We start from the raw sequence: 26,647 nt of genomic DNA, 5'->3' as shown, positions 1-26,647 counted from the left end.
TGCCTGGCAAGTCCGTGAGGCGTGGCCGGGCTTTTCGAGCGGGCTCCTGCCCGCGCGAAAAGGCGAGACCATCCCTGGTCTCGCCCGCTGCGCGGCCTTCTCGTCCCCGCCTCACCGCCGCCCAGGGGCCCCGGAAGAGCGGGTGCGCATCGTGCGTGCCAGAAGCAACAGCAACAGCAGAGCGCCGCCAGCTTGCAGCTCACCGGTCCCCCTCCCCTGCGTGCAGGGGAGGGCTGGGGTGGGAAGCTGTTGCTTCTGCGCGCTGGGAGCGCGCTGCTCTGCCCGGGGCCCCTATGGCGCGGCGGGTGGGGGGCGGAAAGTCCGCAGGATGGCTCGCAGGGATGCGAGCCAGTTTTTCGCCGGGACGGGAGTCCCGTCGAAAAAACCCGCCACCCACCCGCGCACCCGGAAGGCAGGATGCCTGGAGGGCGCGCCATCGGGGTGCCCCTCATCTTTGGTTACTTTCTCTCGGGCAAGCGAGAGAACGTAACTCGGGCGCCTGCAGGCGGCCGAAACCGCTCTGTCGTTAGCGGCAGGCGACATGCGCCAGCGATTGTGCAAAACAAACGGGGCGCCCGCAGGCGCCCCGTGTTCAAGCCGCCTCAGTTTGGCAGCGACAGATCATCCAGCAGCGCCTTGAGGAAGCGCGCCGCCTCGCCGCCGGTGGCGGCGCGGTGGTCGAAGGTCAGCGAGATCGGCATGCGGCGATGCACCTCGATGCCGCCCATCACCGCCACCACGTCGTGGCACAGCTTGCCGGCGCCGATGATGGCGACGGTCGGCGGCACCACCACCGGGGTGGCGTAGCGGCCGGCGAACATGCCGAAATTGCTGAGGCTGATGGTGTAGCCGGACAGTTCCGAGGCCGGGATGCTGCGGTCTTCCACTTGCGTGCGCAGGCGCTTGATCGCGGCGCGGATGCCGGCCCCGTCGAGCACGTCGGCGTTGCGCAGGGCCGGCACGAACAGGCCGTCCTCGGTGTCCACGGCGATGCCGATGTCCACCTGCGGATGCAGGGTGCGGGTGAGGTTCTTGCCGTCGAACCAGGCGTTGAGCGCCGGCACGGCCTTGCAGGCGGCGACGATGGCGCGGATCAGGCGAGCGGTGATGTCCTGCTTGCCGATCCAGGCGTGCAGGTCGGCGTCGTCCACCAGGGTGGTGGGCACCACGTTGGCGTGGGCCTCGGCCATCACGCGCGCCATGTTGCGGCGCACGCCCTTGAGCTGCTCGGGCTGGCCGCTGGCCTGCACGCTCGGCGGCGCGGTGCGCACCGGCTTGCCGGCCTGCGACACCGGCGTGCGCGAAGGCGCCGGGCCGGGCTCGGGCAGTTCCGGCGCAAGGTGGCGGCCGGCGGATGCGGGCACGGCACGGGCCGGCGCGGCGCCCAGCGGGGCGCTGCCGTTGGCGGCGGCGTTCTTCACGTCCTGCAGGGTGACCACGCCGTCGGCGCCGGTTGGCCGCACGCGGGCGAGATCGACCTTGAGCTTTTTGGCCAGCGCGCGTACCGCCGGCACGGCCTTGACGCCGCCGATGCTGGCGGCCTGTTCGACGTGCACGGTGTTGCCGCTGACCATCGCGCCGACCACGGTGCCTTCGTCCTCGCGGTCGGCGGTGGCGGCCTTGGCCGCGGGCGCGGATGCCGGCGCCGGGGCGGGCGCCTCGGCCTTCTTCGGGCCGTGGTGGTGGCCGGTGGCCTCGGCCTCGGCGCGCTGCTTGGCGTTGGCGTCAGGCTCGAAATCGGCCAGCGCGGCGCCGGTCTCGATGATGTCGCCGGGGGCGCCATGGAGCTTTTTCACCGTGCCGGTGTACGGCGACGGCACGTCGACCACCGCCTTGGCGGTTTCCATCGAGCACAGCGGCGCGTCGAGCTTGATGTAGTCGCCTTCCTTCACGTGCCATTCGACGATGGTGGCGTCGGGCAGGCCTTCGCCGAGGTCGGGCAGGTGGAATGTCTTGATGTCGGCCATGAGTGAGCTTCCAGGTTGGAATTTGCTCCCTCTCCCCTGCGGGGAGAGGGTTGGGGTGAGGGGAGGGCTTGCCTTTGGTTTCATCGAAAGACGCTTCGATGAGCCTTGCCGCAAGCCTTGCCCCTCATCCGCCCCTCCGGGGCAGCTTCTACCCGGAGGGGAGAAGGGATTACGACACCGCCAGTGTGCGCTGTGCGGCTTCGACGATGCGCTCCACGCTGGGCAGATACTTCATTTCCAGGCGGAACAGGGGGATGTGGGTGTCGGGGCCAGTGACACGCTCGACCGGCGCGAGCAGGTCGTACAGGCATTCCTCGGCCACGCGCGCGGCGATCTCGGCGCCGAAGCCGGCAGTCTTGGGGGCCTCGTGCACGATCACGCAGCGGCCGGTCTTCTGCACCGACTCGGCGATGGTGTCGAAGTCCAGCGGGGTGAGCGTGGCGACGTCGATGACTTCGGCGCTGATGCCCTGCTTGGCGAGCTCGTCGGCGGCTTCCAGCGTTTCCTTCACCTGCGCGCCCCAGGTCACCAGGGTGACGTCGGTGCCGTCGCGCAACACGAAGCACACGTCCAGCGGCAGCGCCTCGCCGTCGTCCGGCACTTCTTCCTTGTACTGACGGTAGATGCGCTTGGGCTCGAGAAAGATCACCGGATCGGGATCGCGGATCGCGGCAAGCAGCAGGCCGTAGGCGCGCGCGGGCGAGGAGGGCAGCACCACGCGCAGGCCGGGGATGTTGGTGAAGAGGTGCTCGTTCGCCTCGGAGTGGTGCTCCGGCGCACGGATGCCGCCACCCCACGGTGCGCGCCACACGGCCGGCACGGTGAGGCGGCCGCGGGTGCGGTTGCGCATGCGCGCGGCGTGGCAGGCGATCTGCTCCATCATCGGGTAGATGAAGCCCTCGAACTGCGCTTCGGCCACCGGCTTCATGCCTTGCACGGCCATGCCTACGGTGACGCCGGCGATGGTGGTTTCGTCCAGCGGCGTGTCGATCACGCGCAATTCGCCGAACTTTTCCTGCAGGCCCTGGGTGGCGCGGAACACGCCACCATTGACGCCCACGTCCTCACCCAGCACCACGACGCTGTCGTCGTGCTTCATTTCATAGGCGAGCGCCTGGGTGACGGCCTCGATGAGTGTGATCTGTGCCATGACTCAGTGACCCTTGTTTTCGTACGAGAGGACGAGATCGCGCTGCTTGGCGAGATCGGCGGGGACTTCGGCGAAGGTGTAGTCGAACATCGCCGTCACCGGCTGCGTCTTGGTCTCGAGGTAGGCGTTCACCTCGTTGTCCATCCACTCGTCGCACTCGGCCTTCCAGGCCTCTTCCTTCGCGTCGTCCCACACGCCCTTGGCCACCAGCCAGGCGCGCAGGCGCTTCATCGGCTCCTTCGCCCAGGCGTCCTTCACTTCCTGCTCGCCGCGGTAGCGGCGGGCGTCGTCGGCGGTGGTGTGGTCGCCCAGGCGGTAGGTCACCGCTTCGATCACGCTGCCGCCTTCGCCGTTGCGGGCGCGCTCCAGCGCGTCCTCCATCGCCTTGCGCACGGCGATGATGTCGTTGCCGTCGACCTGGATGCAGTACAGGCCGGCGGCGATGCCCTTCTGCGCCAGCGTGGGCGCGCCGGACTGGATCTTGCGCGGCACCGAGATGGCCCACTGGTTGTTCACGATCACCGCCACCAGCGGCAGGTTCTGCGCGCCAGCGATGTTGATGGCGCCGTAGAAGTCGCCCTTGGAGGAGCCGCCGTCGCCGATGGTGCAGACGGCCACGCGCTTTTCGCCGCGGATCTTGAAGGCCAGCGCGGAGCCGGCGGCATGCAGGCACTGCGTGGCGATCGGCACCGACCAGGCGAAGTCGTGGCGCGCCGGTTCCTTCTGGTAGTCGTTGCCGCGCTCGTCGCCGCCCCAGTACATGTAGACCTCGCGCGGCTGCACGCCGCGGTACAGCTGGGCGCCGTATTCGCGATAGCTCGGCGCCAGCACGTCTTCCGGCTTCATCGCGCTGCCGATGCCGACGTGGGCGGCCTCGTGGCCGAGGCAGCTGGCGTAGGTGCCCAGCTTGCCGGTGCGCTGCAGCGCCACCGACTTGGCGTCGAACACGCGCGTCGACATCATCAGCTTGTACAGCTCGACCATGTGGTCGAGGTCCTTGGCGAAGGCGGGCAGATCCTTGCGGACCTGCTTGCCCTCGGCATCGAGGTATTGCAAGTATTCGATTTCGAACTTGGCGGCGATGGACACGACTCGCTCCCGATTGGACGAATGGGGAAGTGGGGGCGGCGGCCCATCCAGTGGGGCCTGACGCGCGAAGATCCCTTGCCGCATGACCGCCGTGGCGACCAAAACGGCCGGGAAAAGCCGTACATAGATAGCAGGCAGGCATGTTGCGTCGCAAGGTACGCCGCAGCATGCGGCAGGGTACGGCGGTCCGCAAAAAATGGCGCCGCCGCCGCGTCTGTGGGCCGCGCGTCATCAGCGGTTAACATGCACGCTTTCGACGGCCGCGATCAACCATGACGGACAATCAGCGCGAACTCGAGGCGGGTATCGAGCGTGACCTGCAGGGGCGCATGACCTACGCCGGCTACCTGCACCTGGATACCTTGCTGTCTGCGCAGAAACCGGTGTCCGATCCGCCGTACCACGACGAGATGCTGTTCATCGTGCAGCACCACGTGGCCGAGCTGTGGCTGAAGCTCGCAATCCACGAACTGCGTGCGGCGTTGGGGTTCCTGCGCGGCGACCGCATCGACCCCTGCCTCAAGGTGCTCGCGCGGGTAAAGCAGATCCAGCGCCAGCTGTTCGAGCAGTGGGCAGTGCTGGAGACGATGACCCCGCACGAGTACCTGGCCTTCCGCGACGCGCTGGGGCCCTCCTCCGGCTTCCAGTCGGCGCAGTACCGCACGGTGGAGTTCCTGCTCGGCAACAAGAACGCCGACATGCTGGCTGTGTTCGCCCATGACCCGGCGGTCCAGGCGGGCCTGCGCGACACGCTGGAGGCGCCGGGCCTGTACGACGAAGTGCTGCGCTGGCTGGCGCGGCGCGGCCACGGGGTGCCGGGTGAATTGCTCGAGCGCGACGTGACCCGGCCGTGGCAGTTCAGCGAGGCGCTGCTGCCGGTGTTCCGCGGCATCTACGAGGCGCCGGAAAGCCATTGGGCCGAGTTCCATCTGTGCGAGACGCTGGTGGACATCGAGGAGAGTTTCCAGCTCTGGCGTTTCCGCCACATGAAGGCGGTGGAGCGCATCATCGGCCATCGCCGCGGCACCGGCGGCTCGTCGGGCGTGGGCTTTCTCAGGAAGGCGCTGGACCTGAGCTTCTTCCCCGAATTGCTCGACGTGCGCACGGTGCTGGGCACATGAGGGCCCGGGGTCGTTACCATCCATCCATGTTGCGCGTGTAGCGGCATCCACCATAAGGGGAACGCATGAGCCAGACCATCGAGGCCGGCAACGGCGCCACGCCGGACTATCCGCAGCTGTTCGGCCATCCGCGCCCGTTGTGGATGCTGTTCATGACCGAGTTCTGGGAGCGCTTCGCGTTCTACACCGTGAGCTGGGCGCTGGCGCTGTACATCGTGGCGCAGTTCTACCACGGCGACAGCTCGGGCCAGGCCTGGGCCAGCGCGATCTTCGGCGCATACACCGCGCTCATCTACGGCACCGGCATCTTCGGCGGCTGGGTGGCGGACAAGGTGATCGGCTACCAGCGCACCATCCTGCTGGGGGCCGCGGTGATGGCCGTGGGCTTGTTCGCGCTGGCGGTGCCGTCGCGCCTGCTGTTGCTGCTGGGCCTGTCGCTGGTGATCGTGGGCGACGGCTTGTTCAAGCCGAACATCTCATCGATGGTGGGCCAGCTCTACGGCCGCGACGACCCGCGGCGCGACCGCGGCTTCACCCTGTTCTACATGGGCATCAACGCCGGCGCCTTCATCGCGCCGCTGCTGACCGGCTGGATGGCCGCGCAGTTCACCGACACGCCGGTGCAGCAGAATTTCAGGCTGGTGTTCATCACCGCGGGCATCGGCATGCTGCTCAGCCTGCTGTGGTTCTGGTTCGGGCGCAGGCAGCTCAAGGGCGTGGGCCGGCCGCTGCCCGGCGCGGAAAGCCGCCTGCGCGTGCTGTGGGTGTTCGCGGGGGTGATCGTGGCGGTGCCGGTGGTGTACTGGCTGCTTTCGGGCATCGGCGCCACCGGCTTGCAGTGGGTGCTGGGGCTGCTGTTCGTGGTGGTAGCGGCCATGCTGCTGGTGGAGGCGGCGCAGCACGGCCGCGTGCAGACGCACCGGGTGATCGCGATGCTGATCATCTTCGCGTTCAACGTGCTGTTCTGGATGTTCTATTACCAGCTCGGCACCACCTTCAATTTCCTCGCCGAGAACCTGGTGGACCGGCAGATGTTCGGCGGCTGGACCTTCCCGGTGGGCTGGTTCCAGTCGGTGAGCCCGCTGTCGATCATCGTGTTCGCGCCGGTCGTGGCGCTGGTCTGGGGCTGGCTGGACAAGCGCCGGCTCGAGCCGTCGATCCCGCGCAAGTTCGGCTTCGGCCTGCTGTTCAACGCGCTGGGCTTCCTGGTGCTGGTGTATGCGTTGTCGAAGCTGCTCGGCGCGAACGGCCTGATCCCATTCTGGCCGCTGGTGATGTGCTACGTGATGCAGACGCTGGGCGAGCTGTGCCTGTCGCCGATCGGCCTGTCGATGGTGACCAAGCTGGCGCCGCCGAAGCTGGTCGGCTTCGCGATGGGTGGCTGGTTCCTCTCGCTGGCGGTGGGAGGCAACCTCTCCGGCCTGTTCGCCAGCCGCGTCGCCGGCGCGCACGGGCTCACCGCCGCCGCGGCGCTGAGCGGCTTCACCTTCAGTTTCTGGCTGCTGCTGGGGGCGGGCGTGGTGTTGCTGCTGATCGCGCCGCTGGTGAACAAGCTCATGCACGGAGTGAAGTAGCCGGAGCCGAGTCCGGGCCATGGATGGCCCGTCGTCATGCGCGCGGATGCGCGCATGACGGAGCCTTGTCCGGGCTGCGCACGGATAAGGCGAGTCCCGGGCAGGGCAGGAGCCCTGTCCCGGGACATCGATAAAGGCGCTCGTCAGCTTTTCGCTGGATCCTGCGGCATCAGCTTGTCCAGTATCCGCCGCAGCCACGCCTGCTCCTCCGGTGCCAGCCGCGCCAGCAATTCCCGCTCCCGCTGCCGTGCCATTGGCGCCACCTCGTCGTGGATCTTCCATCCCGCGGCGGTGAGGCCGAGCACCGAGCGGCGCTTGTCGCTGGCGTGGGTGTGGCGGCGCACCCGTCCGGCAGCCACCAGGCGCGCCAGCGCGCGGCTCACCGCCACCTTGTCCATCGCGGTGCGCTCGGCCACCTCGCGTGCGGAGAGGCCGTCGAAACGGGCCAGCACCGCCATCACGCGCCATTCGGTGACGCCCAGGTCGTGGCGAGCCTGGTAGTCGTCGGCGATCGCCTGGCTGACCGTGTTGGACACGATCGACAGCTGGTAGGGCACGAAGCGCTCCAGCTCCAGCGGGGCGTGGTCAGGGTGGCGTCCGGCGGGCATGCTGCGGGGTTCCTTGCAAATGGTTACAGTTGAAACCATGATTGGGCTTGGCTGGCGTGGCCATCCATGACCAGGAAAGTCATGCGGACGGCCAACCCTGGCTGCGGCATGGCCAGTGCAGTCGTCCATGCTCGCGAGAGTCGAGAAACAGCTGTCCATGGCTGCTCTTTTCACCAGGCGCAAGCACCACATTAGCGTTTGCTGTGCGAAAAGCATCACTGGCTCGGCTTGTGCGGTCGTCCATGACCGCGAGAGTCATGGCGGCAGCCATCCATGGCCGCATTTTTCACAAAAAAAGCTTCCCCCATCGTAGCCCGTCGGAGAAATCCCATGAACGCCCAGCCCAACCTCGGCATGCAGGTCACAACGTTCGAGAACCCGATGGGGATCAACGGCTTCGAGTTCGTCGAATTCGCCGCCCCCGCCGGCCGTGCCAACGAGCTGCATGCGCTGTTCCGCCAGATGGGTTTCAGTGCAGTGCTGAAGCACAAGCACCGCGCGATCACGGTGTACCGCCAGAACGACGTGAACTTCCTGGTCAACGAGGATCCGGATTCCTTCGCGGCCGACTTCGCCGCGAAGCACGGCCCCAGCGCCTGCGGCTTCGCGATCCGCTTCACCAGGCCCGCCGGCACGGTGCTCGAAGCGGTGCTGGCGAACGGCGGCGAGGCGGTGGAGTACAAGACCGCCAGCAAGGCGGTGGATGCGCCGGTGATCAAGGGCATCGGCGATTGCATGCTTTACCTGGTCGACCGCTACGGCGACCGCGGCAGCATCTACGGCGACGACTACGCACCGGTCGAGGGCGCCGCGGCCAACCCGAAGGGTTACGGCCTCACTTTCATCGACCACCTCACGCACAACCTGTATTACGGCAACATGGCCAAGTGGTCGGCCTACTACGAGAAGCTGTTCAACTTCCGCGAGATCCGCTATTTCGACATCAAGGGTGCCAAGACCGGCCTGGTCTCGAAAGCGATGACCGCACCGGACGGCGTCGTGCGCATCCCGCTCAACGAGTCCACCGATCCGAAGAGCCAGATCAACGAATACCTCGACGCCTACAAGGGCGAGGGCATCCAGCACATCGCCTGCTTCACCGACGACATCTACGACACGGTGGAGGCGATGCGCGCGCAGGGCGTGGAATTCCTCGATACGCCGGACACCTATTTCGACGTGGTCGACCTGCGCATCCCGGACAACGGCGAGGACGTGCCGCGCCTGCGCAGGAACAAGATCCTGATCGACGCCGACCCGGAGACCAAGCAGCGCCTGCTGCTGCAGATCTTCACCCAGAACGCGATCGGCCCGATCTTCTTCGAGATCATCCAGCGCAAGGGCAACGAGGGCTTCGGCGAAGGCAACTTCCAGGCACTGTTCGAGAGCATCGAACGCGACCAGATGAAGCGCGGCGTGCTGTAAGGTTTTTGAACCCCTCTCCCTCCGGGAGAGGGGTTGGGGTGAGGGTACGGTCATGCCAGGACGCATCAAGCCGCCATTGCCGAGCAGCACACGTGGTCATGCGCGCGGCTTGCGGCAAGCGTCCACGGAAGCAGAGCAGCTGCTTTGGTATCGCATGCGCGGCGGTCGGTTGAACGGCCTGAAATTCCGTCGCCAGCACCCGATCCCGCCGTATATCGTGGATTTCTATTGCGAAGCGAGGAAGCTGGTCATGGAATTGGACGGTTCGCAGCATGGTGAGGCAGTCGACCAGGTTCGCACCCGTTTCCTTGAATCCCACGGCCTGAAAGTCTTGCGTTACTGGGACAATGACGTCCTGCGACGGACGGAAGCGGTGCTTGAGGCAATCCTCGGCGCTGCTGAAAACCGAACCCTCACCCCAACCCCTCTCCCGGAGGGAGAGGGGTTCCAAGGCGAAGAGCGATGAGCGCGATGGCTTCCTCCAACTACCAATCCGGCTTCGCTAACGAATTCGCCACCGAGGCCGTACCCGGCACACTGCCGGAAGGGCAGAACTCGCCGCAGCGGGCGGCACACGGCCTGTATGCCGAGCAGCTGTCGGGCACCGCGTTCACCGCGCCGCGCCACAGCAACCGGCGCAGCTGGCTGTACCGCATCCGGCCGGCGGCGATGCACCAGCCGTTCGAGGCGATGGCGCCCGGCTGCTTCCACAACCGTTTCGACGAAGTGCCGGCCAGCCCGAACCAGCTGCGCTGGAATCCGCTGCCGCTGCCCGGCGCGCCCACCGACTTCGTCGACGGCATCGTCACCATGGCCGGCAACGGCGGCGCGGCGGAGCAGTCGGGCGTCGGCATCCACATGTACGCGGCGAACCGCTCGATGCAGGGCCGCTACTTCTACGACGCCGACGGCGAGTTGCTGATCGTGCCGCAGCAGGGGCGCCTGCGCCTGGCCACCGAGTTCGGCGTGATCGAGCTGGAACCGCTGGAGATCGCGGTGATCCCGCGCGGCGTGCGCTTCCGCGTGGAGCTGCTGGATGAAGCCGCGCGCGGCTATATCGCCGAGAACTTCGGTGCGCTGCTGCGCCTGCCGGACCTCGGACCGATCGGCAGCAACGGCCTGGCGAATCCGCGCGATTTCCTCACGCCGGTCGCCGCTTACGAAGACATGGAAGGCGACTTCGAACTGGTGGCCAAGTTCCAGGGCAACCTGTGGCGCGCGCGGATCGACCACTCGCCGCTGGACGTGGTCGGCTGGCACGGCAACTACGCGCCGTACAAGTACGACCTGCGCCGCTTCAACACGATCGGCTCGATCAGCTACGACCACCCGGATCCCAGCATCTTCCTGGTACTGCATTCGCCCAGCGACACCGCGGGCGTGAGCAACATGGATTTCGTGATCTTCCCGCCGCGCTGGCTGGTGGCCCAGCACACCTTCCGCCCGCCCTGGTTCCACCGCAACATCGCCAGCGAGTTCATGGGCCTGGTCGCCGGCGCCTACGACGCCAAGGCCGAGGGCTTCGTGCCGGGCGGCGCTTCGCTGCACAATTGCATGAGCGGCCACGGCCCGGATGCGGCGACCTACGAGAAGGCCTCGACGCGCGACCTGTCCCAGCCCGACGTGATCACCGGCACCATGGCCTTCATGTTCGAGACGCGCCGCGTACTCCATCCGACCCGGCAGGCGCTGGAATCGAAGGAGCTGCAGGCGAACTACCACGAGTGCTGGCAGGGCATCCGCAAGCATTTCACTGGCAACTAGGCAGTACGCCACCGAATCAACCGAGAACGAAGGGGCCGGCGCGATCGCCCGGGTCCGCGGAGCAAAGCATGAAACTGGGTTCCCTGAAGGAAGGCGGCCGCGACGGCACGCTGATCGTGGTCAGCCGAGACCTCGGCATCGCGGTGAAGGCCACCGGCATCGCCGCCACCTTGCAGGCGGCGCTGGACGACTGGTCGAACGTGGCGCCCCGCCTCAATGCCTTGTCCGACGAGTTGAACTCCGGCAAGGCCGTCGGCGGGTTCGCGCTGGACATGACGGCGCTGGCCTCGCCGCTGCCGCGTGCGTACGAATTCGTCGACGGCAGCGCCTACCTGCCGCACGTGGAGCGGGTGCGCAAGGCGCGCGGCGCCGAGGTGCCGGCCTCGTTCTACACCGACCCGCTGATGTACCAGGCCACCAGCGCCGGCTTCCTCGGTCCGCGCGATCCGGTGGTGGTGCCCAGCGAGGAGTACGGCATCGACCTCGAGGCCGAAGTCGTCGTGGTCACCGACGATGTGCCGATGGCGGCCACACCCGCCGAGGCGGCCGGACACATCCAGCTCGTCGGCCTGGTCAACGACGTCTCGTTGCGCGGGCTGATCCCGGGCGAGCTGGCCAAGGGCTTCGGCTTCCTGCAGTCGAAGCCGCGCTCGGCGCTGTCGCCGGTGCTGGTGACGCCGGACGAACTGGGCGACGCCTGGCAGGGCGAGAAGCTCCACCTGCCGATGCGCACCTGGCTCAACGGCCAGTGGTTCGGCGAAGCCGAATGCGGCGTGGACATGCAGTTCAGCTTCGCCCAGCTGGTGGCGCATGCGGCCAAGACGCGTCCGCTCACCGCCGGGACCCTCGTCGGCTCCGGCACCATCGCCAACCAGGACACCTCCAAGGGCGCCTCCTGTCTCGCCGAGCAGCGCACGGTGGAGACGCTGCGCGACGGCAAGCCCAGCACGCCGTTCCTGAAGTACGGCGACACGTTGCGCATCGAGATCACCGACAAGGCCGGCGCGTCGATCTTCGGCGCCATCGAGCAGCGCATCGCACCGCTGGCGCGCTGACCGCGGCACGAAGGATGCGTCGGCCCGCATCCCGGCGCACACTGGGCGCCGCCGTTCCCTCGCGAGGTGTCTCATGCATCACAGCCGCCTGTGTGCCCTGGTCCTGGACTGCAGGGTCGACGATCTGGGCGGTGCGGCGAAATTCTGGAGCGAGGCGCTGGGCAAACCGATCGTCACGCCCGACCAAGACGGCGACGGCCGCTACGCCGAGCTGCGCACCGCCGCCGACGAGCCGCTGATTCTGCTGCAGAAGGTCGACCACGAGAGCCGCGTGCACCTGGACATCGAGACCGACGACCTCGACGCCGAGGTCGCGCGGCTGGAGCGCCTTGGCGCAAAGCGCATCGCCTTCGTACGCGAGCGCTGGTGGGTGATGGAGGCGCCCAGCGGGCAACGCTTCTGCATCGTGCGAGGGCAGCGCGGCGCGTTCGGCCCGCACCTCAACCGCTGGGGCTGACCCGGTTCAGATGCTGAAGCGGTAGTCCAGCTTGACCAGCAGTTGCTCGTCGTTGCGCAGCGAGAAGCTCTGCTCGAACATGTTGCGTACGCCGTTGTCCTGCACGTAGTCGTCCATGACGTAGCCGCCGCGCGCATACACCACGTACAGGTAGGACAAGGGCGCGAGCTGATAGCGATAGCGGATCTGCAGCCCCATGTTGCGCACGCCAAGGTTGCTCACCGGGTCGTTGCTGGCGACCGTCCGACCGTTGCCACCGACGCGGTAGGCACCGCGGATGTGCGCATCCAGCCCGAGCCCCTCCAGCTTCATGCGCAGCTCCTGCCGCGTGCCGATGCTCCAGTCGAACCCGGCCAGCAGTTCGAGCGTGTGCTCGTCGAAGCGGCCGATCAGGTTGTCGTGCTGCCATACCAGCCAGTCGGGTTGGTGCTCGTAGTACGGGCCGGCATAGAGGTTGAAGGTGTCGCTGGGATAGAACGTCGGGATGAACTCCACGTCGTAGCCGACGCTGCGGTTGCCGGCCAACCCGCCGCTCAGCGATTCCGCGACCAGCTTGTAGGCCAGCGCGCCATGCCGCGGCGTGACGTACTTGTAGAACAGGTCGAAGGTCGGTGGCAGGAACAGCGCCCCGTGGCCGCGGGTCAGCAGGTCGTCCCATGCCGCGCTGTTGACGTTGAGCTGCACTTTCTCGGTGGCGCCGTTGCGCAGGTCGCTGTCGCGCAACACCCGGAACTGCCGTCGAAGGTTCAGCCCACTCGTATCGTCGAGCGCGTCCACGCGTACGTGCCAGTCGTGCGAGCTGTAGATCGAGTCGGGCGACAGGGCGGTGTCGCGCTTGCGCACTTCCCAGTGCGCGTAGTTCAGGTCGTTGCGTTCGAGGTAGCCGAAGTCGTTGACCTGCAACCCTTGGTTGAAGTGCATCGCGGCCCACTGCTCGCGCCAGCCATCGCCGTGATGGGCGTCGACCAGCAGTGTGGCGCCGCTGCCGTGGGTATGCCGACCGTCCTGCGCGATGTCGCTGCCCACCACGTTGGCGGCTACCGTGACACCAGCGGTGGGATGCCAGTGGTCGTCGATTCCCGCCACGCGCGCATCACGACCGAGCCAGGGATGGTCTACGTCGGTGAGCATCAGGCCGAGGCTCTGCGTGCCGAAGTCGTGGACCAGCCGCGCGGCGCTGAACCGACGCCCGTCGGCGCCGGCCTCGTCGGCGGTGAGCAGGCCGTAGCTGGTGCCGCCCACGCTGCCGTTGAGCTTGACCGCGCCGTCGATACTGCTCACGCCGTGGCCATCGTCCGCCGGACCGCCGACGCGACGCGTGTAGACCAGCTGGCTGTTGTCGTCGAGCAGGCCGAAGTCGAAGATGCCCTGGTTCTCGGTGAAGAACGGCCGCTTGTCGCTGTAGTAGGTTTCGGTGGCGCCGAAATTCACCACCAGATCGTCGCTTTCCACCTCGCCGAAGTCGGGGTTCAGCGTGGCGGTGAGCTGGAACTGGCCGTTCGGCTTCCAGAAGATGTCGGCGCCCTCGGTGAGCCGGCTGCGCCCGTGCACGTTGTCGTACACGCCCGACATATAGGGCGTGACCGCGAGCAGCGATTGGCGGTACTGCGGGAGCTTGACGCGCCGGAAATCGGAGAGGAAGCGGGCCCGCTGGTAGCTGGCCACCGGCCATGCGTCGCGCTCGCCGGTGGTGGCCACCACGCGATCCAGATAGAGGCCGACGACGCGCTTGCCATCGCGGCCGTGGCGCATCGGCGCGGTGTACCAGGGCACCAGGATCTCCGCCGTCCAGCCTTGTGCGTCGTGGCTGACCGCGGATTGCCAGAGACCGTCCCAGTCCTTGTTGAAGTTGCTCTCGTTGGTGACCACGGCATCGTAGACGCCGCCGCTGTAGCTGACCGTGAAGTTGTAGCCGGTGCGGCCATCGCCGTTGAAGTCGACGATGAGGTTCACCCGGTCGACCTGGTCTTCGAAATCGCGCTGCACCTGCTGGGTGCTGCGCGTCACGCCGGGTGGCTGGGTGCAGCGGAACGCCACCGCCAGGCCCTGCTGCGTGGCCAGCACCCAGGCCTCGGTTGGCAGCGTTGCCGGCTTGCCGGTGAGCGGCTGGGTCTGGCGGAAATCGGCGATGTGCAGTGCGCCCCGCCATTCGGCGGGGTGGATATGGCCATCCATGGTTACCGCGAAAGCGGGTGACGACAGCACAGCGAGGACGAGCAACAGCAGGCATGCCAGGCGCATGTCGGGAGAGTCCGCATCGGTCGGGGCGCGCCGGGGGTGCGCGCGCCGGGCGAGGGATTCGCCCGGCAATCAGATGCGCAGCTTGCGCCAGGGGTTTGGATGCCCGCGACCGCCGGAAGTCACGTTTCCGGCGGTGGCACCCGCGGCAAGCGACGCCACAGCCGCGCGCGCAGCGGCAGGGCCAGCGCCAGTACGCCGGCAAAAGCGCCATAGCCGCACAGCGCGGGCAGCACCTGCTGCCAGATCGCACCGCTGCTGCGCAGCCCTGCCTGGTCTGGCGGCGGCAGTTGCACCGCGTCGAAACCGAGCAGGCCGGCATACGTCGCGGCGGCGAAAGCCAGCAGCAAGGCCAGCGCGTCGAACAGACGGCGCGCCGGCGTGCGCGGCAGCGACTTGGGATAGCTCGCATAGGCCCAGCCGAGGATCAGCAGCCAAGGCGCGAGCAGCAGCAGGGCGAGGTAGCGCATCGGGGCCTCGTCAGTCCTGCGCGGACAGTAGCTCCAGCGCTTCGCGCAGTCGCGCGAGCAGTTCGTCGCCGGACTGCGGGGTGCGGGCGACGGCCTCGCCATCCAGCTCCAGTACCAGCGCGTCGCCGTCCTCGCGCAGCACGGCGGCCTGGCCCAGCTGGCGGATGCGCTGCTGCAGCGCGCCGGCGGCTTTGGGGTCGGCGAACGGCATCGAGAGCAGCAGTTCCTCGCCGTCGGCGGCGAACAGGCGGAAGCGGAAGCCGGCGTCGCCGTCGCGGAAGCTGGCGAAGCGCGGTGCCTTGCTGGCCTTGGCGGCGGCGGAAGGCTTGCCCGCCTTGGCGGCCGGCGCCGTGCCCATCGAGCGCAGCCCGATCGCCTCGCGGATTGCGGCGAGCTTGGGCGTGGCGATCGCACGCGCCTTGGCCGCGCCTTCGCGCAGGATCGCTTCGATTTCGTCGGGCCTGGCGATCAGCGCGTCGTAGCGTTCCCGCATCGGTGCCACGTCGGCCTCGATGCGTTCGAACGTCTGCTGCTTGGCCTCGCCCCAGCCGAGGCCGTCGACTAGCGCCTGGCGGAATGCCGCGCTCTCGGCCTCGCCCGCGAAAGCGCGGAAGATCGTGAACAGCGCGGAGCCGTCCGGGTCCTTCGGCTCGCCCGGCGCGCGCGAGTCCGTGACGATGCGCATGATCGCCTCGCGCAGCGCTTTCGCGCCGCCGGCGAACAGCGGGATGGTGTTGTCGTAGCTCTTGGACATCTTGCGGCCGTCCAGGCCCGGCAGCGTGGCCACCTCTTCTTCGATCTGCACCTCGGGCAGCACGAAGAAGTCGCGGCCGTAGATGTGGTTGAAACGCTGGCCGATGTCGCGCGCCATCTCCAGGTGCTGGATCTGGTCGCGGCCCACCGGCACCTTGTGCGCATCGAAGGCGAGGATGTCGGCGGCCATCAGTACCGGGTACATGTACAGGCCTGCGGTGACGCCGGCATCCGGGTCCTCGCCCGCCTCGGTGTTCTTGTCCACCGCCGCCTTGTAGGCGTGTGCGCGGTTGAGCAGGCCCTTGGCGGTGACGCAGGTCAGGAACCAGGTCAGCTCCGGGATCTCGGGAATGTCCGACTGGCGGTAGAAGGTGACGCGTGCGGGATCCAGCCCCGCGGCCAGCCAGGTCGCCGCGATCTCCAGCCGCGAGCGCTCGATGCGGGCGGCGTCGTCGCTCTTGATCAGCGCGTGGTAGTCGGCGAGGAAGAAAAACGCGTCGACGTCCATGCGCCGGCTGGCGGCGATTGCGGGGCGGATCGCTCCCGCGTAGTTGCCCAGGTGCGGGGTGCCGGTGGTGGTGATGCCGGTGAGGACTCGGGTCTGCATGTCGTTCGCTGGTGGTGTCGGGGCGTTGTGCGTCAACGGATCAGGGTGGATTTGCCGAACAGCGATTCGACCAGGTCCACCGCGAGTCTCGCGGTCTGGTTGCGCTTGTCGAAGGCGGGGTTCAGCTCGACGATGTCGAGCGAGCCGAGCCGGCCCGAGTCGGCGATCATCTCCATGCACAGCTGCGCCTCCCGGTAGTTCGGGCCGCCGCGCACCGTGGTGCCCACGCCCGGTGCGATCACCGGATCGAGGAAGTCCACGTCGAAGCTCACGTGCAGGTGGGTGCGCGCGTCCATCCCCGCCAGCGCCTCCTCCATCGTGCGGCGCATGCCCACCTCGTCGATATGGCGCATGTCGTAGATGTCCACGGCCGCCTCGCGCACCAGGCGCTTCTCGCCCTCGTCCACCGAGCGGATGCCGATCTGGCGGAACACGTCGGGCGTCACCGCCGGCGCATGGCCGCCGATGCCGGTGAGCGCATCCGGGCCGTTGCCGCACAGGCAGGCCACCGGCATGCCGTGGATGTTGCCGGAGGGCGTGGCCTGCGCGGTGTTGAAGTCGCTGTGCGCGTCCAGCCACAGCACGCGAAGTTTCTTGCCCCGCTCGCGGCAGTGCCGTGCCACTGCACTGACCGAACCGATCGCAAGGCAATGGTCGCCGCCGAGCATGATCGGCAGCCGGTCCTGCGCCAGCTCGTCGTAGATGGCCGCATGCACGGCTTTGTTCCACGCGGTCACCTCGGCCAGGTGGCGGTAGCCGTCCACCGGCGGCAGCCAAGGGTTCAGCGGCCCGTGCAGGTTGCCGCGGTCGGACACTTCGAGCCCGCGCGCGCGCAGCCTTTCCGCGATCTGCGCCACGCGCAGCGCCTCCGGTCCCATCGAGGCGCCGCGATGCCCGGCGCCGATGTCGGTGGGCACGCCCACCAGGGCGATCGTCTGCTTGCTCATGTTGCCTGTGTCCACGTCGATGACTTGCAGCCACCGAGTGTAACGGGTCGGCTGCGACGTGGCCGCTTCGGGGGTATGCCGGCAGCAGGAATCGAACCCGCGACCTACTGATTACAAATCAGTTGCTCTACCAACTGAGCTATGCCGGCGTGGGGCGGGATTCTAGCAGGGATGAACCGCCGGGCAGGCTCTCAAAAGCAGCTGGTGCTGTGGGAGCCCACGCCGTCGATGCGGATGCGGCTGCGCCAGTCGAAGCCGCTGCGGTCGGCCACCAGGTCGAGCCAGTATTGCGGTGCGCTTTCGGTGCGTTCGGTGATGCGGGCTGGGAAGCCGGCGGCGGTGACGTCGTTGCGGCGCTTGCGCGCGTTGTCCTGGTCCCTGAACAGGCCCAGCGAGATTGTGTTGGGCTGGTCGCCGCCGCCCACCACGAAGTAATCCTTGAGGCCCCGCGCGGCCAGCTGACGCGTCAGCGCCAGTGCCTGCGCACGGCTGCCCGGCGCCGGCAGGTAGACCCACCAGCTGCGGGACTGGGCGACCTGCTCCTGGCGCGAGCGCATGCGCGCGGTGAGTGGCGCCAGCGCATTGCGGGCTTGCTGCAGGTCGTGCGGCGTGGCGAACGGGCCCAGCGTGAGGCAACGCAGCTGGGCAGGCGCATCCGCTTTCGCCGGGACGGGCGCAGGGGCGGCGACGCGGTCGGCGGTCGTCGCGGGTGCGGTCGGCGCGGGCAATTCGGAGAGCAGGTGCAGTTCGGCCACGCCCGGGTCGGTGGGCGGCGGCACGTGCGCGTACGGCTGGCCGAGCAGCAACCAGGCGGCCGCCACGATATTGAGCATGACCAGCAGCACGAACAGCAATCGCAGGAACATCGATCCCCCGTCATTTGCACCAGTGGCGCCCGGCTATTGTGCCGCGACCCATGCCGCCAGTCCGTGCAGCACGCTGTCGTGGGCAAGCCGTGCCGGCACCGTGAGCAGGGGCAGCAGCGCCTCCGCGTCGCCACCACCGAGGCGCAGCGCCGGTGCACCGCCCAAGGCAGGCGCCATGCGTGCCGCGAAGCGTTCGACCAGCGCCGCCGCCGCCAGCCAGCAGCCGGAAGCCACGGCATCGGCGGTGTTGTCGGCCGCCTCGACGATCGTGCCTGCGTGCGCAGGCCGCACCTGCGCGGTGGCGCCGAGCAGGGATTGCTGCATCAGCCGCGGCCCCGGCGCGATCAGGCCGCCCAAGTGGCGGCCGTCGGCGGCCAGCGCGTCCAGGGTCAGCGCGGTGCCTGCGCCCGCGAGCACGCAGGGCGCAAGGCCGTCGGCGCGGGCGGCGACCATGGCGAGGAAGCGGTCCACGCCCAGCTTTTGCGGCTCGGCATACGCGTTGCGCACGCCGCAGGCTTCGGCCGGCGTGCGCAGCCAACGCGGTTCGCGACCGAAGGCGTCGGCAACGCAGGCGGCGACCAGGACCTCGCGTGGCGCGTCGACCACCGAAGCGCCGAACACGGCCTCCGGCCGGGGCTGCGACGACCAGGCGTCGGCCAGCGTCCCCGCCACGTCGTCGTCCCACGCCACCGCGCCGTTGGCGCGCCAGCCTCCATCCCGATGCAGCGCCCATTTCAGCCGGGTGTTGCCAAGGTCGAGCAAGAGCCTGCTCGCATGTTTCATGCGCGGCGCACCGTGACGTCGGCGCTGTCGATACGTTGCAGTTCGCCATCGGGCAGGCGCAGCAGCAGGGCGCCGCGGCCATCGACGCCGGCGCCGGTCCCGTCGCGCTCGCCACCGGCGCCGCTCAGCCGCAGCGGCCGGTCGCGCAGCAGGTCGTGACGGGCGTATTCGTCGGCGAAGGCGCCGAAGCCGTCGCGCTCGCATTGCGCGAGGCCCGTGGCCAGGGCGGCGATCAGCGCGGCCGCCGTGCGGTTGCGGTCAGGCGGCGTCCCGCCGGCGAGCGTGGCGAGATCACAAGCCGGCTGGCCGGCCTGCGTGCGCAGCGCTTCGGTGAGGCGCAGGTTGAGGCCGATGCCGATCACGGCGGCGCACGGTCCCTGGTATTCGCCGCTGAGCTCGACCAGGATGCCGGCCAGCTTGCCGGGTGCCTGGCCGGGCGTGGCGGCCAGCACGTCGTTCGGCCATTTCAGGCCGGCGCCGGCGATGCCCATCGATTCCAGCGTGCGCAGCACGATCACGCCGATCGCCAGCGACAGCCCCGCCAGCGCGGCGAAGCCGCTGTCGAAGCGCTTCAGGCAGGACAGATAGAGGTTCATTCCCGGCGGTGACAGCCAGGCGCGGCCGCGTCGGCCGCGGCCGGCGCTCTGCGCCTCGGCGAGCACCATGCTGAGATCCGGTGCCGTGGCGCTGCGGCGCAGCAGTTCGCTGGAGGTGGAGTCCAGCTCCCAATGCACTTCCAGCGCACCCAGCCGCTTGACGACGGTGGCGGGCAGCGCGGCCTGGATGCGCGTGGCGTCCAGCAACTGGATCGGCCAGGGCAGGTGGTAGCCGCCCGCGCCGCTGGCCTCGATCGGCACGCCACGCGTGCGCAGCGCCTGGACCTGCTTCCATATCGCGGCGCGGGTCACGCCGGCCCTGGCGGCCAGTTCGACGCCTGAAAGCGGGCTGCCCGCGGCCAGCTCGGCCAGCAGTTCGGCCGGCTGCATCAGCGAGCCGCCCGCAAGCTGGCCTGAGCGGTGGCGGGATGGCGGCAGGAAAAGGAGAGAGTCGCACGCATCCGCCGGATTCTAGCTGGCTGCCGCAACCGGCGGCAGTGGCACTGGCAGCGCCGGCGCATTTCTGCGACCATCGAACGCCTCGCTTGTGGATCAAGGGGTTGCATGCCATGAGTGCCAGATACTGGATGATCGCTTGCCTGATCGGCCTGGCCGGCATGGGCAGCGCCATGGCGACGGACATGGATGCCCGTGACATCACCGCAGGCAGCCACAATACCGCCGACAGCAGTGCCCACGACTCCGGCAGCACCAGTGGCGGCGATGCCTTGGGCCTCAACCGCGATTGCCCTTCCTCGTCCCGGCACGGCAGCGACAGCGACGCCAGCGACACCGAGGGCCACAGCACGACCGGCGGCGGCGAACACGGCGGGCGCATCTCCGCCCCCACCAGTGCCCGGCCAGCCACCCTGGGCTGGCAGTCGCTGTTGCCCGGTTCCATCCAGTAGGCGCACACCCCGTGCGCGATGGCCCCGGCGTCGACCAGGGCCAAACCTGAAGCCAAGGCATTCGCGCACTAAGGTGAGCTCCTACTCGGGCGGGAGTTTCACGCTGAAGCGTGCCCCGCCCAGATCGGGCGAACGATCCACCGTCAACTCGCCGCGGTAGGCGCGCACGATGTCCTGCACGATGGAGAGGCCGATGCCATGGCCTTGCACGCGCTCGTCGCCGCGCACGCCGCGTTGCAGCACCTTCTCGATCTTGTCCGCCGCGATGCCGGGGCCGTCGTCCTCCACGCTGATCAGCAGCCCGGGGCGACCGCGGCCCGGTTGCGGCTGCTTCTGCACGACCAGCAGCACGTGGTGGCGCGTCCACTTGAACGCGTTTTCAAGCAGGTTGCCCATCAGTTCCAGCAGGTCGTTCAGCTCGCCATGGAAGGAGGCGCCGTCGGCGATGTCGAATTCGCACAGCACGTTCTTCGCGGCGTAGACCTTCTCCAGGCTCTGCACCAGGTCTTCGGCGTGGCTGGCGATCGGCACCGCGGCGGCGAAGGTCTGCCGGCCCGAGGTGGCGGCACGCGCCAGCTGGTAGGCGACCAGCTCGTCCATGCGGCGCACCTGGTCGAGCACGCCGCGCCGGGTGGGTTCGTCGCTGGCCGATTCGAGCTGCGAGCGGATCACCGCCAGCGGCGTCTTCAGGCTGTGCGCCAGGTCGGCGAGGGTGTGGCGGTAGCGCGTGCGCTGTTCGCGCTCGCTGTCGATGAAGGCGTTGATGCGCTCGGTGAGGCCGGTGAGTTCCAATGGGTACTGGCTGTCCAGGTGGTCGCTGTCGCCGAGCTCGACCCGGCTCATGTCGCTGGCCACCTTGCGCAGCGGAGTGAGGCTCCAGCGCAGCAGCAGGAGCTGCAGCACGATCAGCATCACGCCCAGCACCGACAGCCACAGCACCAGCGTGCGCCGGTACACCGCGTTCTCGCCTTCGAGTTGCTGCTCGGTCTGCGCCACCATGATGGTGGCGGGGGTGGACTTGCGGCCCGGGAAGTCGAACGCCACCCCGATCGCGTAGTAGTAGAGCCGGCCCATGCGGGTGTCGACCGGGCCGTTGAATACGTGCTCGCCCGCCGGCAGCGGCTTGAGGAAGCGGAAGTCGTGCCCGATTGCCGAGGTGGATTCCCAGTGGTAGCCATCCGGCCCGAGAATCAGCGCGTAGAGGCCGGAGCCGGGCTGGGAGAACTTCTGCGGCGGCGAATCGGGCGGCAGAAGGCGGCCGTCTCGGCTGGCGTCGGTATGGGTGATGATGTCGGCGATGGCGGCGTCGCGCAGCCGATCCTGCAGGGTGTTCAGTGCACTCTGCTGCTTGGCCACATACATGACCACGCCGACCAGGCCGAGGAAGGCGGCCAGCACGAAGCCGGTGGTGATGGCCGAGCGCGCCGCCAGCGACAGCGGGCGGCGCGGCGCGGGCTCACTCGTCGTCGCCGTCGGTGCGGGGGATGGCAAAGCGGTATCCGCGTCCACGCACGGTCTCGATGGGCTTGAGGGCGCCTTCCGGGTCCAGCTTGCGGCGCAGGCGGCCGATGAAGACTTCCAGCACGTTGGAGTCGCGGTCGAAATCCTGCTGGTAGATGTGCTCGGTGAGGTCGGCCTTGGAGACCAGTTCCCCGGCGTGCAGCATCAGGTATTCCAGCACCTTGTACTCGTAGCTGGTGAGGTCGACGATCTTGCCCTCCACCGTCACCGTCTGCGCGGTGGTGTCCAGCTTGATCGGGCCGCAGGCCAGCACCGGCTTGGACCAGCCGCTGGCGCGGCGCACCAGCGCGTTGATGCGGGCCAGCAACTCCTCGACGTGGAACGGCTTGACCAGGTAGTCGTCAGCGCCCTGCTTGAGGCCTTCCACCTTGTCCTGCCAGCCGCCGCGCGCGGTGAGGATCAGCACCGGATAGCGCTGGCCGTGCTCGCGCAACGCCTTGATCAGCTCCATGCCGGACATCTTCGGCAGGCCCAGGTCGATGATGGCGAGGTCGAACGGCACCTCACGGCCGAGGTAGAGCGCCTCTTCGCCGTCCTGCGCCGCGTCCACGGCGAAGCCGTCGCGCTTCAGTCGCGCCGCCAGCGTCTCGCGCAGCGGGGCCTCGTCTTCCACCAGAAGGATGCGCATCAGTGTTTCTCCTTGCCGCCGGGACGCCGGGCGGGCGGGTTGCGGGTTGACGGGGAGGTTGGCCGGATACTGTCGCCGCCGCTCGCGGGAATCGTCATCACCCGCACGTGGCCTTGCGGCGTGAGCACCTTGATGCGGTACTCGGTGCGGCGGTCCCGGCGCACCGAGTCGGCCGACAGCACCTGGCCGTTGGTTTCCTGCTGCACCCGGCCCACGGCCTCGCTGAGGCTGAGGTCCCTCGGCCTGGCCTGCGCCCATGCCGCCGGGCTCGTGCCCAGCGTCAGCAGCAGCGCCAGCGGTGCGAGCCGCGGGAGGATTCGGTTGGCCTTCATCGGCATGCTTCGACCACGATCTGTCTCTGGCCGTTCAGTTTGGGCGAGCAGGGCTGAATAGTGACCGGACGGGCGACCGCTGTCACGCGGCGGCGGCCAGCGGCGCCAGCGCCTTTTCGATCAGCCCCCAGCCCGCGCCGGGCAGGTGCGCGCCTTCGCTGAGCACGCGGCGGAAGCCGCGCGCACCCGGTTCGCCCTGGTACAGGCCGAGCAGGTGCCGGGTGATGTGCTTGAGCGCGGTACCGCGCCTGAGCTCGGCTTCGACGTAGGGGCGCAGGCGCTGCAGCACATCCTCCCGACCGGGCAGCGGCGAGCCGTACAGCGCGTGTTCGAGCCGGGCCAGCAGCCAGGGATCATGGTAGGCGGCCCGTCCCAGCATCACGCCGTCCAGCTCGGCCAGCTGCGCCTCGACCTGCGCCACCGTGGTGATGCCGCCGTTGATCACCACCAGGAGTTCCGGGAACTCGCGCTTGAGGCGGTGCACGCGCGGGTAGTCCAGGGGCGGGATCTCGCGGTTCTCCTTCGGCGACAGGCCTTGCAGCCAGGCCTTGCGCGCATGCACCACCAGCACCTCGACGCCGGCGTCCAGCATGGTCTCGGTGAAGTGCTGCAGGTCGGCGTAGTCATCCTGTTCGTCCACGCCGATGCGGCACTTCACCGTCACCGGCACACTCACGGCGTCGCGCATCGCCTTCACGCAGTCGGCCACCAATCCAGGCTCATACATCAGGCAGGCCCCGAAGCGGCCGGACTGCACGCGGTCGGACGGGCAACCCACGTTGAGGTTGATCTCGTCATAGCCCGCCGCCGCGCCGAAGCGCGCCGCCTGGGCCAGCTCTGCCGGCTCGCTGCCGCCCAGCTGCAGCGCCACCGAGTGCTCCTCCTGGCTGTGTTCGAGCAGACGCAGCTGCCCGCCGCGCACCAGCGCGGCGCTGGTCACCATCTCGGTGTACAGCCGCGCATGCGGGGAGAGCAGGCGATGGAAATAGCGGCAATGCCGGTCGGTCCAGTCCATCATCGGGGCGACGGACAGGCGCCAGGCTTCGGGATGCAGGGTCGGGGCAACGGCGTTCATCAGACCGCCATTGTCCCGTATTGGCATGGCGCAATGGAAATCAGCCTTCGGCAATGGCTGCCATGCGTCGCATACGTCCCTCGACGATGCGCAAAAGCACGACAACCACAAGCAGGGCTGCGGCCAGCCAGAGCACGCGCAGCACCCACACCGCAAGCGTGGCCCAGATCATGGTGAAGAACAGGTCGTGCAGCAGCCACGCCCTGGCGCGGGCGGGCAACATGTCTGGCGCCAGCCTGGCGATGAAAGCCGCGTAACCCCAGGCCGTAGCCAGGCAGAGTTGGATCAACAGCATGATGAGTGCGTACGGCAGGAGTCCGTTCGTCGAGAACACGAGCACCGTCTTGAACGCAGGAGCCGCGTAATTTGCCGGCAAAACGCCGGGCAGTTTGCCGCCAGCCACCATCGCGTGGAGCCCCACTCCCAGCGGAACTCCGTGAACTTCCTGAAGGGTGCCGTTGACGATCATGTTGCGGATCAGCACCGGCACCAGCGCCACCAGGCTGAGCAGCAGCATGGTGAGCACGGTAAGCGGCGTGTCGATGCGGCGCAGTTGCGCCATGGCGCGGCGATGCTGATACCACACGCCAGCGATCAGGTAGAAGCTGAAGAAATACACCAGCAGCGGCACGCCCCATACTTCGAGCAGGCTCTGGCCGGGCTTGGCTTCCGGTCGCAGTTCTACGGCCGACAGGGTCAACGCGATGGCGAACACTCCGTCGGCGAGCATCACCAGCCGGTCGAAATGGCGCTGGTGGACGTGATGTTCGCGCACGGCTGGTGCGGCGTTCGGTTCCATCTTCGCTCCCCCTCCCGGACCGCCCACATGATGCCGGAGAACATGGCCGGCGGCGATGGCCGGGATCGCGTAAAATGGCGGGCGGTCGCGACCCCGCGCGGCCACTCGCCAGTGTTCACCGGCACGCCGCCTTCCCACGCGAGTACCGCTGACGCCATGTGCGGCGGCGCGCTTTTCCCCGGCCCGAAATCGAGACGACGAATCATGGTAGCCATGGCGACCGAGCACGTGATCGACGTGCAGCACTGGAACGACACGCTGTTTTCCTTCCGCACCACGCGCGACCCCGGCTTCCGCTTCGACAGCGGGCAGTTCGTGATGATCGGGCTGGAGAGCGGGGGCCGTCCACTGATGCGTGCCTACTCGATCGCCAGCGCCAGTTGGGAGGAACACCTGGAGTTTTTCTCGATCAAGGTGCCGAACGGCCCGCTCACCTCGCGCCTGCAGCACCTGAAGCCTGGCGATCCGCTGATGGTGACGCGCAAGCCCACCGGCACCCTGGTGCTCACCGACCTCAAGCCTGGCAAGCATCTTTACCTGCTCGGCACCGGCACCGGGCTGGCGCCGTTCATGAGCATCATCCGCGACCCTGACACCTACGAGCGCTACGAGAAGGTCGTGCTGGCCCACGGCGTGCGTCGCGTCGACGACCTGGCCTACGCGCAGTACCTCGAACACGAGCTGCCGCGGCACGAGTACCTCGGCGAGCTGGTCCGCGAGAAGCTGGTCTACTACCCCACCGTGACGCGGGAGCCGTTCCGCAACCGCGGCCGCATCACCGATGCGATCGCCGACGGCATGATGAGCCAAGCCACCGGCCTGCCGCCGCTGAGCCCGGATACCGACCGCGTGATGCTGTGCGGCAGCCCGGCGATGCTGGACGACCTCTGCGCCCTGCTCGACGGCCGCGGGTTCCAGGCCTCGCCGCGCACCCGCGAGCCGGGCGATTACGTGATCGAGCGCGCGTTCGTGGAGAAATAGCCGGCGGGCATGTCCCTTCGGCAGTGGCGTGTCGCCGCAGAAACTCGCGGCGCCGCGACGGCATGCGTATCATGCACGGGTCAACCCCATGCCGACCCACACGGTGCGAGCCACCATGCCACCAAGCCCCCCGACCGGACGATTGCGCCTGGTGCCCCAGGCGATCGCCGACGACGGCGATGCCACGCGATTCTGTTCCAGCTGCGCGTTCGCCGAGGCTTGCGTCGCCGTGGGCTACGGCAAGCCTGAGTTGCTCGAACTGCACTGCCTGGTGGAGCACGTTGGGCCGTTCCGCGCAGGCGAACATGTGTTCCGCACCGGCGATCCGTTCCGTGCGATCTATGCGGTGCGCTTCGGCTCGGTGAAGACGCGGATGTTCGATCGCGACGGAAACGAGCAGGTGCTGGGCTTCTACCTGCCCGGCGAGGTGGTGGGGCTCAACGCGATCTATCCCGAGCATTTCCCCTGCGACGCGGTGGCGCTGGAAGACACGCAGTTCTGCCGCTTCTCCTTCCCAGCGATGAGCGCGCTGGCGTCGCGCCAGCCGGCAGTGCAGCAGCACCTGTTCCGGCTGATCAGCAAGGAGCTGGGCGCGGTGTCGCTGCTGGCAGGCGACCACAGTGCGGACGAGCGCATGGCGGCGTTCCTGATCGACCTCTCGTCGCGCTACGCGGCGCGCGGCCTGCATGCCGCGCGCTTCCACCTCAGCATGTCGCGCGGCGACATCGCGAACTACCTGCGATTGGCTGCCGAGACGGTGAGCCGGGTGCTGGGGCGGTTCCGCAGCCAGGGGCTGATCGCGCTGGAAGGCCGCGAACTGGTGCTGCTGCGCGAGGACGCCCTGCGCGAACTCGGCGCGAGCCTGCTGCCGGAGTAGGGCAGGGGCTGATCCAGGTCAGGGCCGAGTCGCGTGTCCCCTGCCAGCATGGGAAC

26 protein-coding genes and 1 tRNA gene are annotated in these 26,647 nt (G+C 68.4%); 10 read left to right on the top strand and 17 right to left on the bottom strand.

Features of this window, described 5'->3' with window-relative positions; genetic code table 11:
- Positions 1-602: 602 nt before the first annotated feature.
- The 3 genes from AC2EWF_RS05315 to pdhA form a co-directional block, all read right to left on the bottom strand.
- Positions 603-1,967 (bottom strand): dihydrolipoamide acetyltransferase family protein, encoded by a 1,365-nt coding sequence (locus tag AC2EWF_RS05315; protein ID WP_483638328.1) that lies wholly within the window; start codon positions 1,965-1,967, stop codon positions 603-605.
- Positions 1,968-2,136: 169 nt separating this feature from the next.
- Positions 2,137-3,117 carry an alpha-ketoacid dehydrogenase subunit beta gene (locus AC2EWF_RS05310; protein WP_483638327.1) on the bottom strand — a complete coding sequence of 327 codons (981 nt, stop codon included), beginning with the start codon at positions 3,115-3,117 and terminating at the stop codon, positions 2,137-2,139.
- Between the two features lie 3 nt (positions 3,118-3,120).
- Positions 3,121-4,206, bottom strand: coding sequence for a pyruvate dehydrogenase (acetyl-transferring) E1 component subunit alpha (gene pdhA, locus AC2EWF_RS05305; RefSeq protein WP_483638326.1), 1,086 nt, complete (start codon positions 4,204-4,206; stop codon positions 3,121-3,123).
- Between the two features lie 272 nt (positions 4,207-4,478).
- On the opposite strand from pdhA, the gene AC2EWF_RS05300 reads away from it, so the two are divergent.
- Both AC2EWF_RS05300 and AC2EWF_RS05295 read left to right on the top strand, forming a co-directional pair.
- Entirely contained in the window at positions 4,479-5,327 is an 849-nt protein-coding gene (locus AC2EWF_RS05300; RefSeq protein ID WP_483638325.1) for a tryptophan 2,3-dioxygenase, read from the top strand.
- 65 nt (positions 5,328-5,392) lie between these two features.
- Positions 5,393-6,901, top strand: coding sequence for a peptide MFS transporter (locus AC2EWF_RS05295; protein WP_483638324.1), 1,509 nt, complete (start codon positions 5,393-5,395; stop codon positions 6,899-6,901).
- Between the two features lie 143 nt (positions 6,902-7,044).
- On the opposite strand, the gene AC2EWF_RS05290 is transcribed toward AC2EWF_RS05295, so the two are convergent.
- Positions 7,045-7,509 (bottom strand): MarR family winged helix-turn-helix transcriptional regulator, encoded by a 465-nt coding sequence (locus AC2EWF_RS05290; protein ID WP_483638323.1) that lies wholly within the window; start codon positions 7,507-7,509, stop codon positions 7,045-7,047.
- 330 nt (positions 7,510-7,839) lie between these two features.
- Here AC2EWF_RS05290 and hppD point away from each other — a divergent pair, with 330 nt between their 5' ends.
- The 5 genes from hppD to AC2EWF_RS05265 all read left to right on the top strand — a co-directional run bounded on the left by hppD (position 7,840) and on the right by AC2EWF_RS05265 (position 12,210).
- The gene (hppD, locus tag AC2EWF_RS05285) at positions 7,840-8,934 is read left to right on the top strand and encodes a 4-hydroxyphenylpyruvate dioxygenase (RefSeq protein WP_483638322.1); all 1,095 of its coding nucleotides are present in this window, start codon (positions 7,840-7,842) and stop codon (positions 8,932-8,934) included.
- 52 nt (positions 8,935-8,986) lie between these two features.
- A complete protein-coding gene (locus AC2EWF_RS05280) occupies positions 8,987-9,400 on the top strand; it encodes an endonuclease domain-containing protein (protein ID WP_483638321.1) in 414 nt (137 codons plus the stop codon).
- A gap of 5 nt (positions 9,401-9,405) precedes the next feature.
- On the top strand, positions 9,406-10,698 hold the full coding sequence (gene hmgA / locus AC2EWF_RS05275) for a homogentisate 1,2-dioxygenase (RefSeq protein WP_483639113.1): 1,293 nt from the start codon (positions 9,406-9,408) through the stop codon (positions 10,696-10,698).
- A 68-nt stretch (positions 10,699-10,766) separates the two neighbouring features.
- Positions 10,767-11,753 (top strand): fumarylacetoacetate hydrolase family protein, encoded by a 987-nt coding sequence (locus AC2EWF_RS05270; protein WP_483638320.1) that lies wholly within the window; start codon positions 10,767-10,769, stop codon positions 11,751-11,753.
- Positions 11,754-11,826: 73 nt separating this feature from the next.
- A complete protein-coding gene (locus AC2EWF_RS05265; RefSeq protein ID WP_483638319.1) occupies positions 11,827-12,210 on the top strand; it encodes a VOC family protein in 384 nt (127 codons plus the stop codon).
- A gap of 6 nt (positions 12,211-12,216) precedes the next feature.
- Here AC2EWF_RS05265 and AC2EWF_RS05260 read toward each other — a convergent pair whose 3' ends face one another.
- The 8 genes from AC2EWF_RS05260 to AC2EWF_RS05225 form a co-directional block, all read right to left on the bottom strand.
- Entirely contained in the window at positions 12,217-14,451 is a 2,235-nt protein-coding gene (locus tag AC2EWF_RS05260) for a DUF5916 domain-containing protein (RefSeq protein ID WP_483638318.1), read from the bottom strand.
- 119 nt (positions 14,452-14,570) lie between these two features.
- Positions 14,571-14,918, bottom strand: coding sequence for a hypothetical protein (locus tag AC2EWF_RS05255; protein ID WP_483638317.1), 348 nt, complete (start codon positions 14,916-14,918; stop codon positions 14,571-14,573).
- A 10-nt stretch (positions 14,919-14,928) separates the two neighbouring features.
- On the bottom strand, positions 14,929-16,278 hold the full coding sequence (locus AC2EWF_RS05250; RefSeq protein ID WP_483638316.1) for a tryptophan--tRNA ligase: 1,350 nt from the start codon (positions 16,276-16,278) through the stop codon (positions 14,929-14,931).
- Between the two features lie 32 nt (positions 16,279-16,310).
- Positions 16,311-17,225 (bottom strand): arginase, encoded by a 915-nt coding sequence (gene rocF, locus AC2EWF_RS05245; RefSeq protein WP_483638315.1) that lies wholly within the window; start codon positions 17,223-17,225, stop codon positions 16,311-16,313.
- A gap of 76 nt (positions 17,226-17,301) precedes the next feature.
- Positions 17,302-17,374: transfer RNA gene (locus AC2EWF_RS05240), tRNA-Thr, on the bottom strand.
- A 42-nt stretch (positions 17,375-17,416) separates the two neighbouring features.
- On the bottom strand, positions 17,417-18,091 hold the full coding sequence (locus tag AC2EWF_RS05235; RefSeq protein ID WP_483638314.1) for an SPOR domain-containing protein: 675 nt from the start codon (positions 18,089-18,091) through the stop codon (positions 17,417-17,419).
- Between the two features lie 33 nt (positions 18,092-18,124).
- Positions 18,125-18,874, bottom strand: a complete 750-nt coding sequence (locus tag AC2EWF_RS05230; RefSeq protein ID WP_483638313.1) for a type III pantothenate kinase — start codon at positions 18,872-18,874, stop codon at positions 18,125-18,127.
- The gene (locus tag AC2EWF_RS05225) at positions 18,871-19,860 is read right to left on the bottom strand and encodes a biotin--[acetyl-CoA-carboxylase] ligase (RefSeq protein WP_483638312.1); all 990 of its coding nucleotides are present in this window, start codon (positions 19,858-19,860) and stop codon (positions 18,871-18,873) included. The genes AC2EWF_RS05230 and AC2EWF_RS05225 overlap by 4 nt, the downstream gene beginning before the upstream one ends.
- A 179-nt stretch (positions 19,861-20,039) precedes the next feature.
- Here AC2EWF_RS05225 and AC2EWF_RS05220 point away from each other — a divergent pair, with 179 nt between their 5' ends.
- Positions 20,040-20,378, top strand: a complete 339-nt coding sequence (locus AC2EWF_RS05220; protein WP_483638311.1) for a hypothetical protein — start codon at positions 20,040-20,042, stop codon at positions 20,376-20,378.
- Positions 20,379-20,459: 81 nt separating this feature from the next.
- On the opposite strand, the gene AC2EWF_RS05215 is transcribed toward AC2EWF_RS05220, so the two are convergent.
- From AC2EWF_RS05215 to AC2EWF_RS05195, 5 genes are all read right to left on the bottom strand, one after another.
- Complete coding sequence (locus tag AC2EWF_RS05215; RefSeq protein WP_483638310.1) at positions 20,460-21,869, bottom strand: ATP-binding protein; 1,410 nt, start codon at positions 21,867-21,869, stop codon at positions 20,460-20,462.
- Complete coding sequence (locus AC2EWF_RS05210; protein WP_077483026.1) at positions 21,835-22,527, bottom strand: response regulator transcription factor; 693 nt, start codon at positions 22,525-22,527, stop codon at positions 21,835-21,837. The genes AC2EWF_RS05215 and AC2EWF_RS05210 overlap by 35 nt, the downstream gene beginning before the upstream one ends.
- Entirely contained in the window at positions 22,527-22,859 is a 333-nt protein-coding gene (locus tag AC2EWF_RS05205) for a PepSY domain-containing protein (RefSeq protein WP_483638309.1), read from the bottom strand. The genes AC2EWF_RS05210 and AC2EWF_RS05205 overlap by 1 nt, the downstream gene beginning before the upstream one ends.
- Positions 22,860-22,941: 82 nt before the next feature.
- Positions 22,942-23,934: a tRNA dihydrouridine(20/20a) synthase DusA gene (gene dusA / locus AC2EWF_RS05200; protein WP_483638308.1), complete on the bottom strand. Its 993-nt coding sequence runs from the start codon at positions 23,932-23,934 to the stop codon at positions 22,942-22,944.
- Positions 23,935-23,974: 40 nt separating this feature from the next.
- Positions 23,975-24,733: a TMEM175 family protein gene (locus tag AC2EWF_RS05195; protein ID WP_483638307.1), complete on the bottom strand. Its 759-nt coding sequence runs from the start codon at positions 24,731-24,733 to the stop codon at positions 23,975-23,977.
- Between the two features lie 204 nt (positions 24,734-24,937).
- Here AC2EWF_RS05195 and AC2EWF_RS05190 point away from each other — a divergent pair, with 204 nt between their 5' ends.
- Positions 24,938-25,714 (top strand): ferredoxin--NADP reductase, encoded by a 777-nt coding sequence (locus AC2EWF_RS05190; RefSeq protein WP_483638306.1) that lies wholly within the window; start codon positions 24,938-24,940, stop codon positions 25,712-25,714.
- 115 nt (positions 25,715-25,829) lie between these two features.
- A complete protein-coding gene (locus AC2EWF_RS05185) occupies positions 25,830-26,591 on the top strand; it encodes a helix-turn-helix domain-containing protein (RefSeq protein ID WP_483638305.1) in 762 nt (253 codons plus the stop codon).
- Positions 26,592-26,647 lie beyond the last annotated feature (56 nt).

The sequence above is a fragment of the Rhodanobacter sp. sgz306013 genome (assembly GCF_057031145.1).
This window is presented reverse-complemented; position numbering and strand designations above follow the sequence as displayed.

Bases quoted from the DNA above. Each gene is read 5' to 3' on its own strand.
- AC2EWF_RS05210 (WP_077483026.1), bottom strand. From the start codon at position 22,527: ATGCGCATCCTTCTGGTGGAAGACGAGGCCCCGCTGCGCGAGACGCTG.
- AC2EWF_RS05190 (WP_483638306.1), top strand. From the start codon at position 24,938: ATGGTAGCCATGGCGACCGAGCACGTGATCGACGTGCAGCACTGGAAC.
- AC2EWF_RS05230 (WP_483638313.1), bottom strand. From the start codon at position 18,874: ATGAAACATGCGAGCAGGCTCTTGCTCGACCTTGGCAACACCCGGCTG.
- AC2EWF_RS05265 (WP_483638319.1), top strand. From the start codon at position 11,827: ATGCATCACAGCCGCCTGTGTGCCCTGGTCCTGGACTGCAGGGTCGAC.
- AC2EWF_RS05205 (WP_483638309.1), bottom strand. From the start codon at position 22,859: ATGAAGGCCAACCGAATCCTCCCGCGGCTCGCACCGCTGGCGCTGCTG.
- AC2EWF_RS05290 (WP_483638323.1), bottom strand. From the start codon at position 7,509: ATGCCCGCCGGACGCCACCCTGACCACGCCCCGCTGGAGCTGGAGCGC.
- hmgA (WP_483639113.1), top strand. From the start codon at position 9,406: ATGGCTTCCTCCAACTACCAATCCGGCTTCGCTAACGAATTCGCCACC.
- AC2EWF_RS05310 (WP_483638327.1), bottom strand. From the start codon at position 3,117: ATGGCACAGATCACACTCATCGAGGCCGTCACCCAGGCGCTCGCCTAT.
- AC2EWF_RS05255 (WP_483638317.1), bottom strand. From the start codon at position 14,918: ATGCGCTACCTCGCCCTGCTGCTGCTCGCGCCTTGGCTGCTGATCCTC.
- AC2EWF_RS05220 (WP_483638311.1), top strand. From the start codon at position 20,040: ATGAGTGCCAGATACTGGATGATCGCTTGCCTGATCGGCCTGGCCGGC.
- AC2EWF_RS05295 (WP_483638324.1), top strand. From the start codon at position 5,393: ATGAGCCAGACCATCGAGGCCGGCAACGGCGCCACGCCGGACTATCCG.
- AC2EWF_RS05315 (WP_483638328.1), bottom strand. From the start codon at position 1,967: ATGGCCGACATCAAGACATTCCACCTGCCCGACCTCGGCGAAGGCCTG.
- AC2EWF_RS05225 (WP_483638312.1), bottom strand. From the start codon at position 19,860: ATGCAGCCGGCCGAACTGCTGGCCGAGCTGGCCGCGGGCAGCCCGCTT.
- AC2EWF_RS05195 (WP_483638307.1), bottom strand. From the start codon at position 24,733: ATGGAACCGAACGCCGCACCAGCCGTGCGCGAACATCACGTCCACCAG.
- AC2EWF_RS05280 (WP_483638321.1), top strand. From the start codon at position 8,987: ATGCCAGGACGCATCAAGCCGCCATTGCCGAGCAGCACACGTGGTCAT.
- dusA (WP_483638308.1), bottom strand. From the start codon at position 23,934: ATGAACGCCGTTGCCCCGACCCTGCATCCCGAAGCCTGGCGCCTGTCC.
- AC2EWF_RS05260 (WP_483638318.1), bottom strand. From the start codon at position 14,451: ATGCGCCTGGCATGCCTGCTGTTGCTCGTCCTCGCTGTGCTGTCGTCA.
- AC2EWF_RS05300 (WP_483638325.1), top strand. From the start codon at position 4,479: ATGACGGACAATCAGCGCGAACTCGAGGCGGGTATCGAGCGTGACCTG.
- AC2EWF_RS05185 (WP_483638305.1), top strand. From the start codon at position 25,830: ATGCCACCAAGCCCCCCGACCGGACGATTGCGCCTGGTGCCCCAGGCG.
- hppD (WP_483638322.1), top strand. From the start codon at position 7,840: ATGAACGCCCAGCCCAACCTCGGCATGCAGGTCACAACGTTCGAGAAC.
- AC2EWF_RS05270 (WP_483638320.1), top strand. From the start codon at position 10,767: ATGAAACTGGGTTCCCTGAAGGAAGGCGGCCGCGACGGCACGCTGATC.
- rocF (WP_483638315.1), bottom strand. From the start codon at position 17,225: ATGAGCAAGCAGACGATCGCCCTGGTGGGCGTGCCCACCGACATCGGC.
- AC2EWF_RS05250 (WP_483638316.1), bottom strand. From the start codon at position 16,278: ATGCAGACCCGAGTCCTCACCGGCATCACCACCACCGGCACCCCGCAC.
- AC2EWF_RS05235 (WP_483638314.1), bottom strand. From the start codon at position 18,091: ATGTTCCTGCGATTGCTGTTCGTGCTGCTGGTCATGCTCAATATCGTG.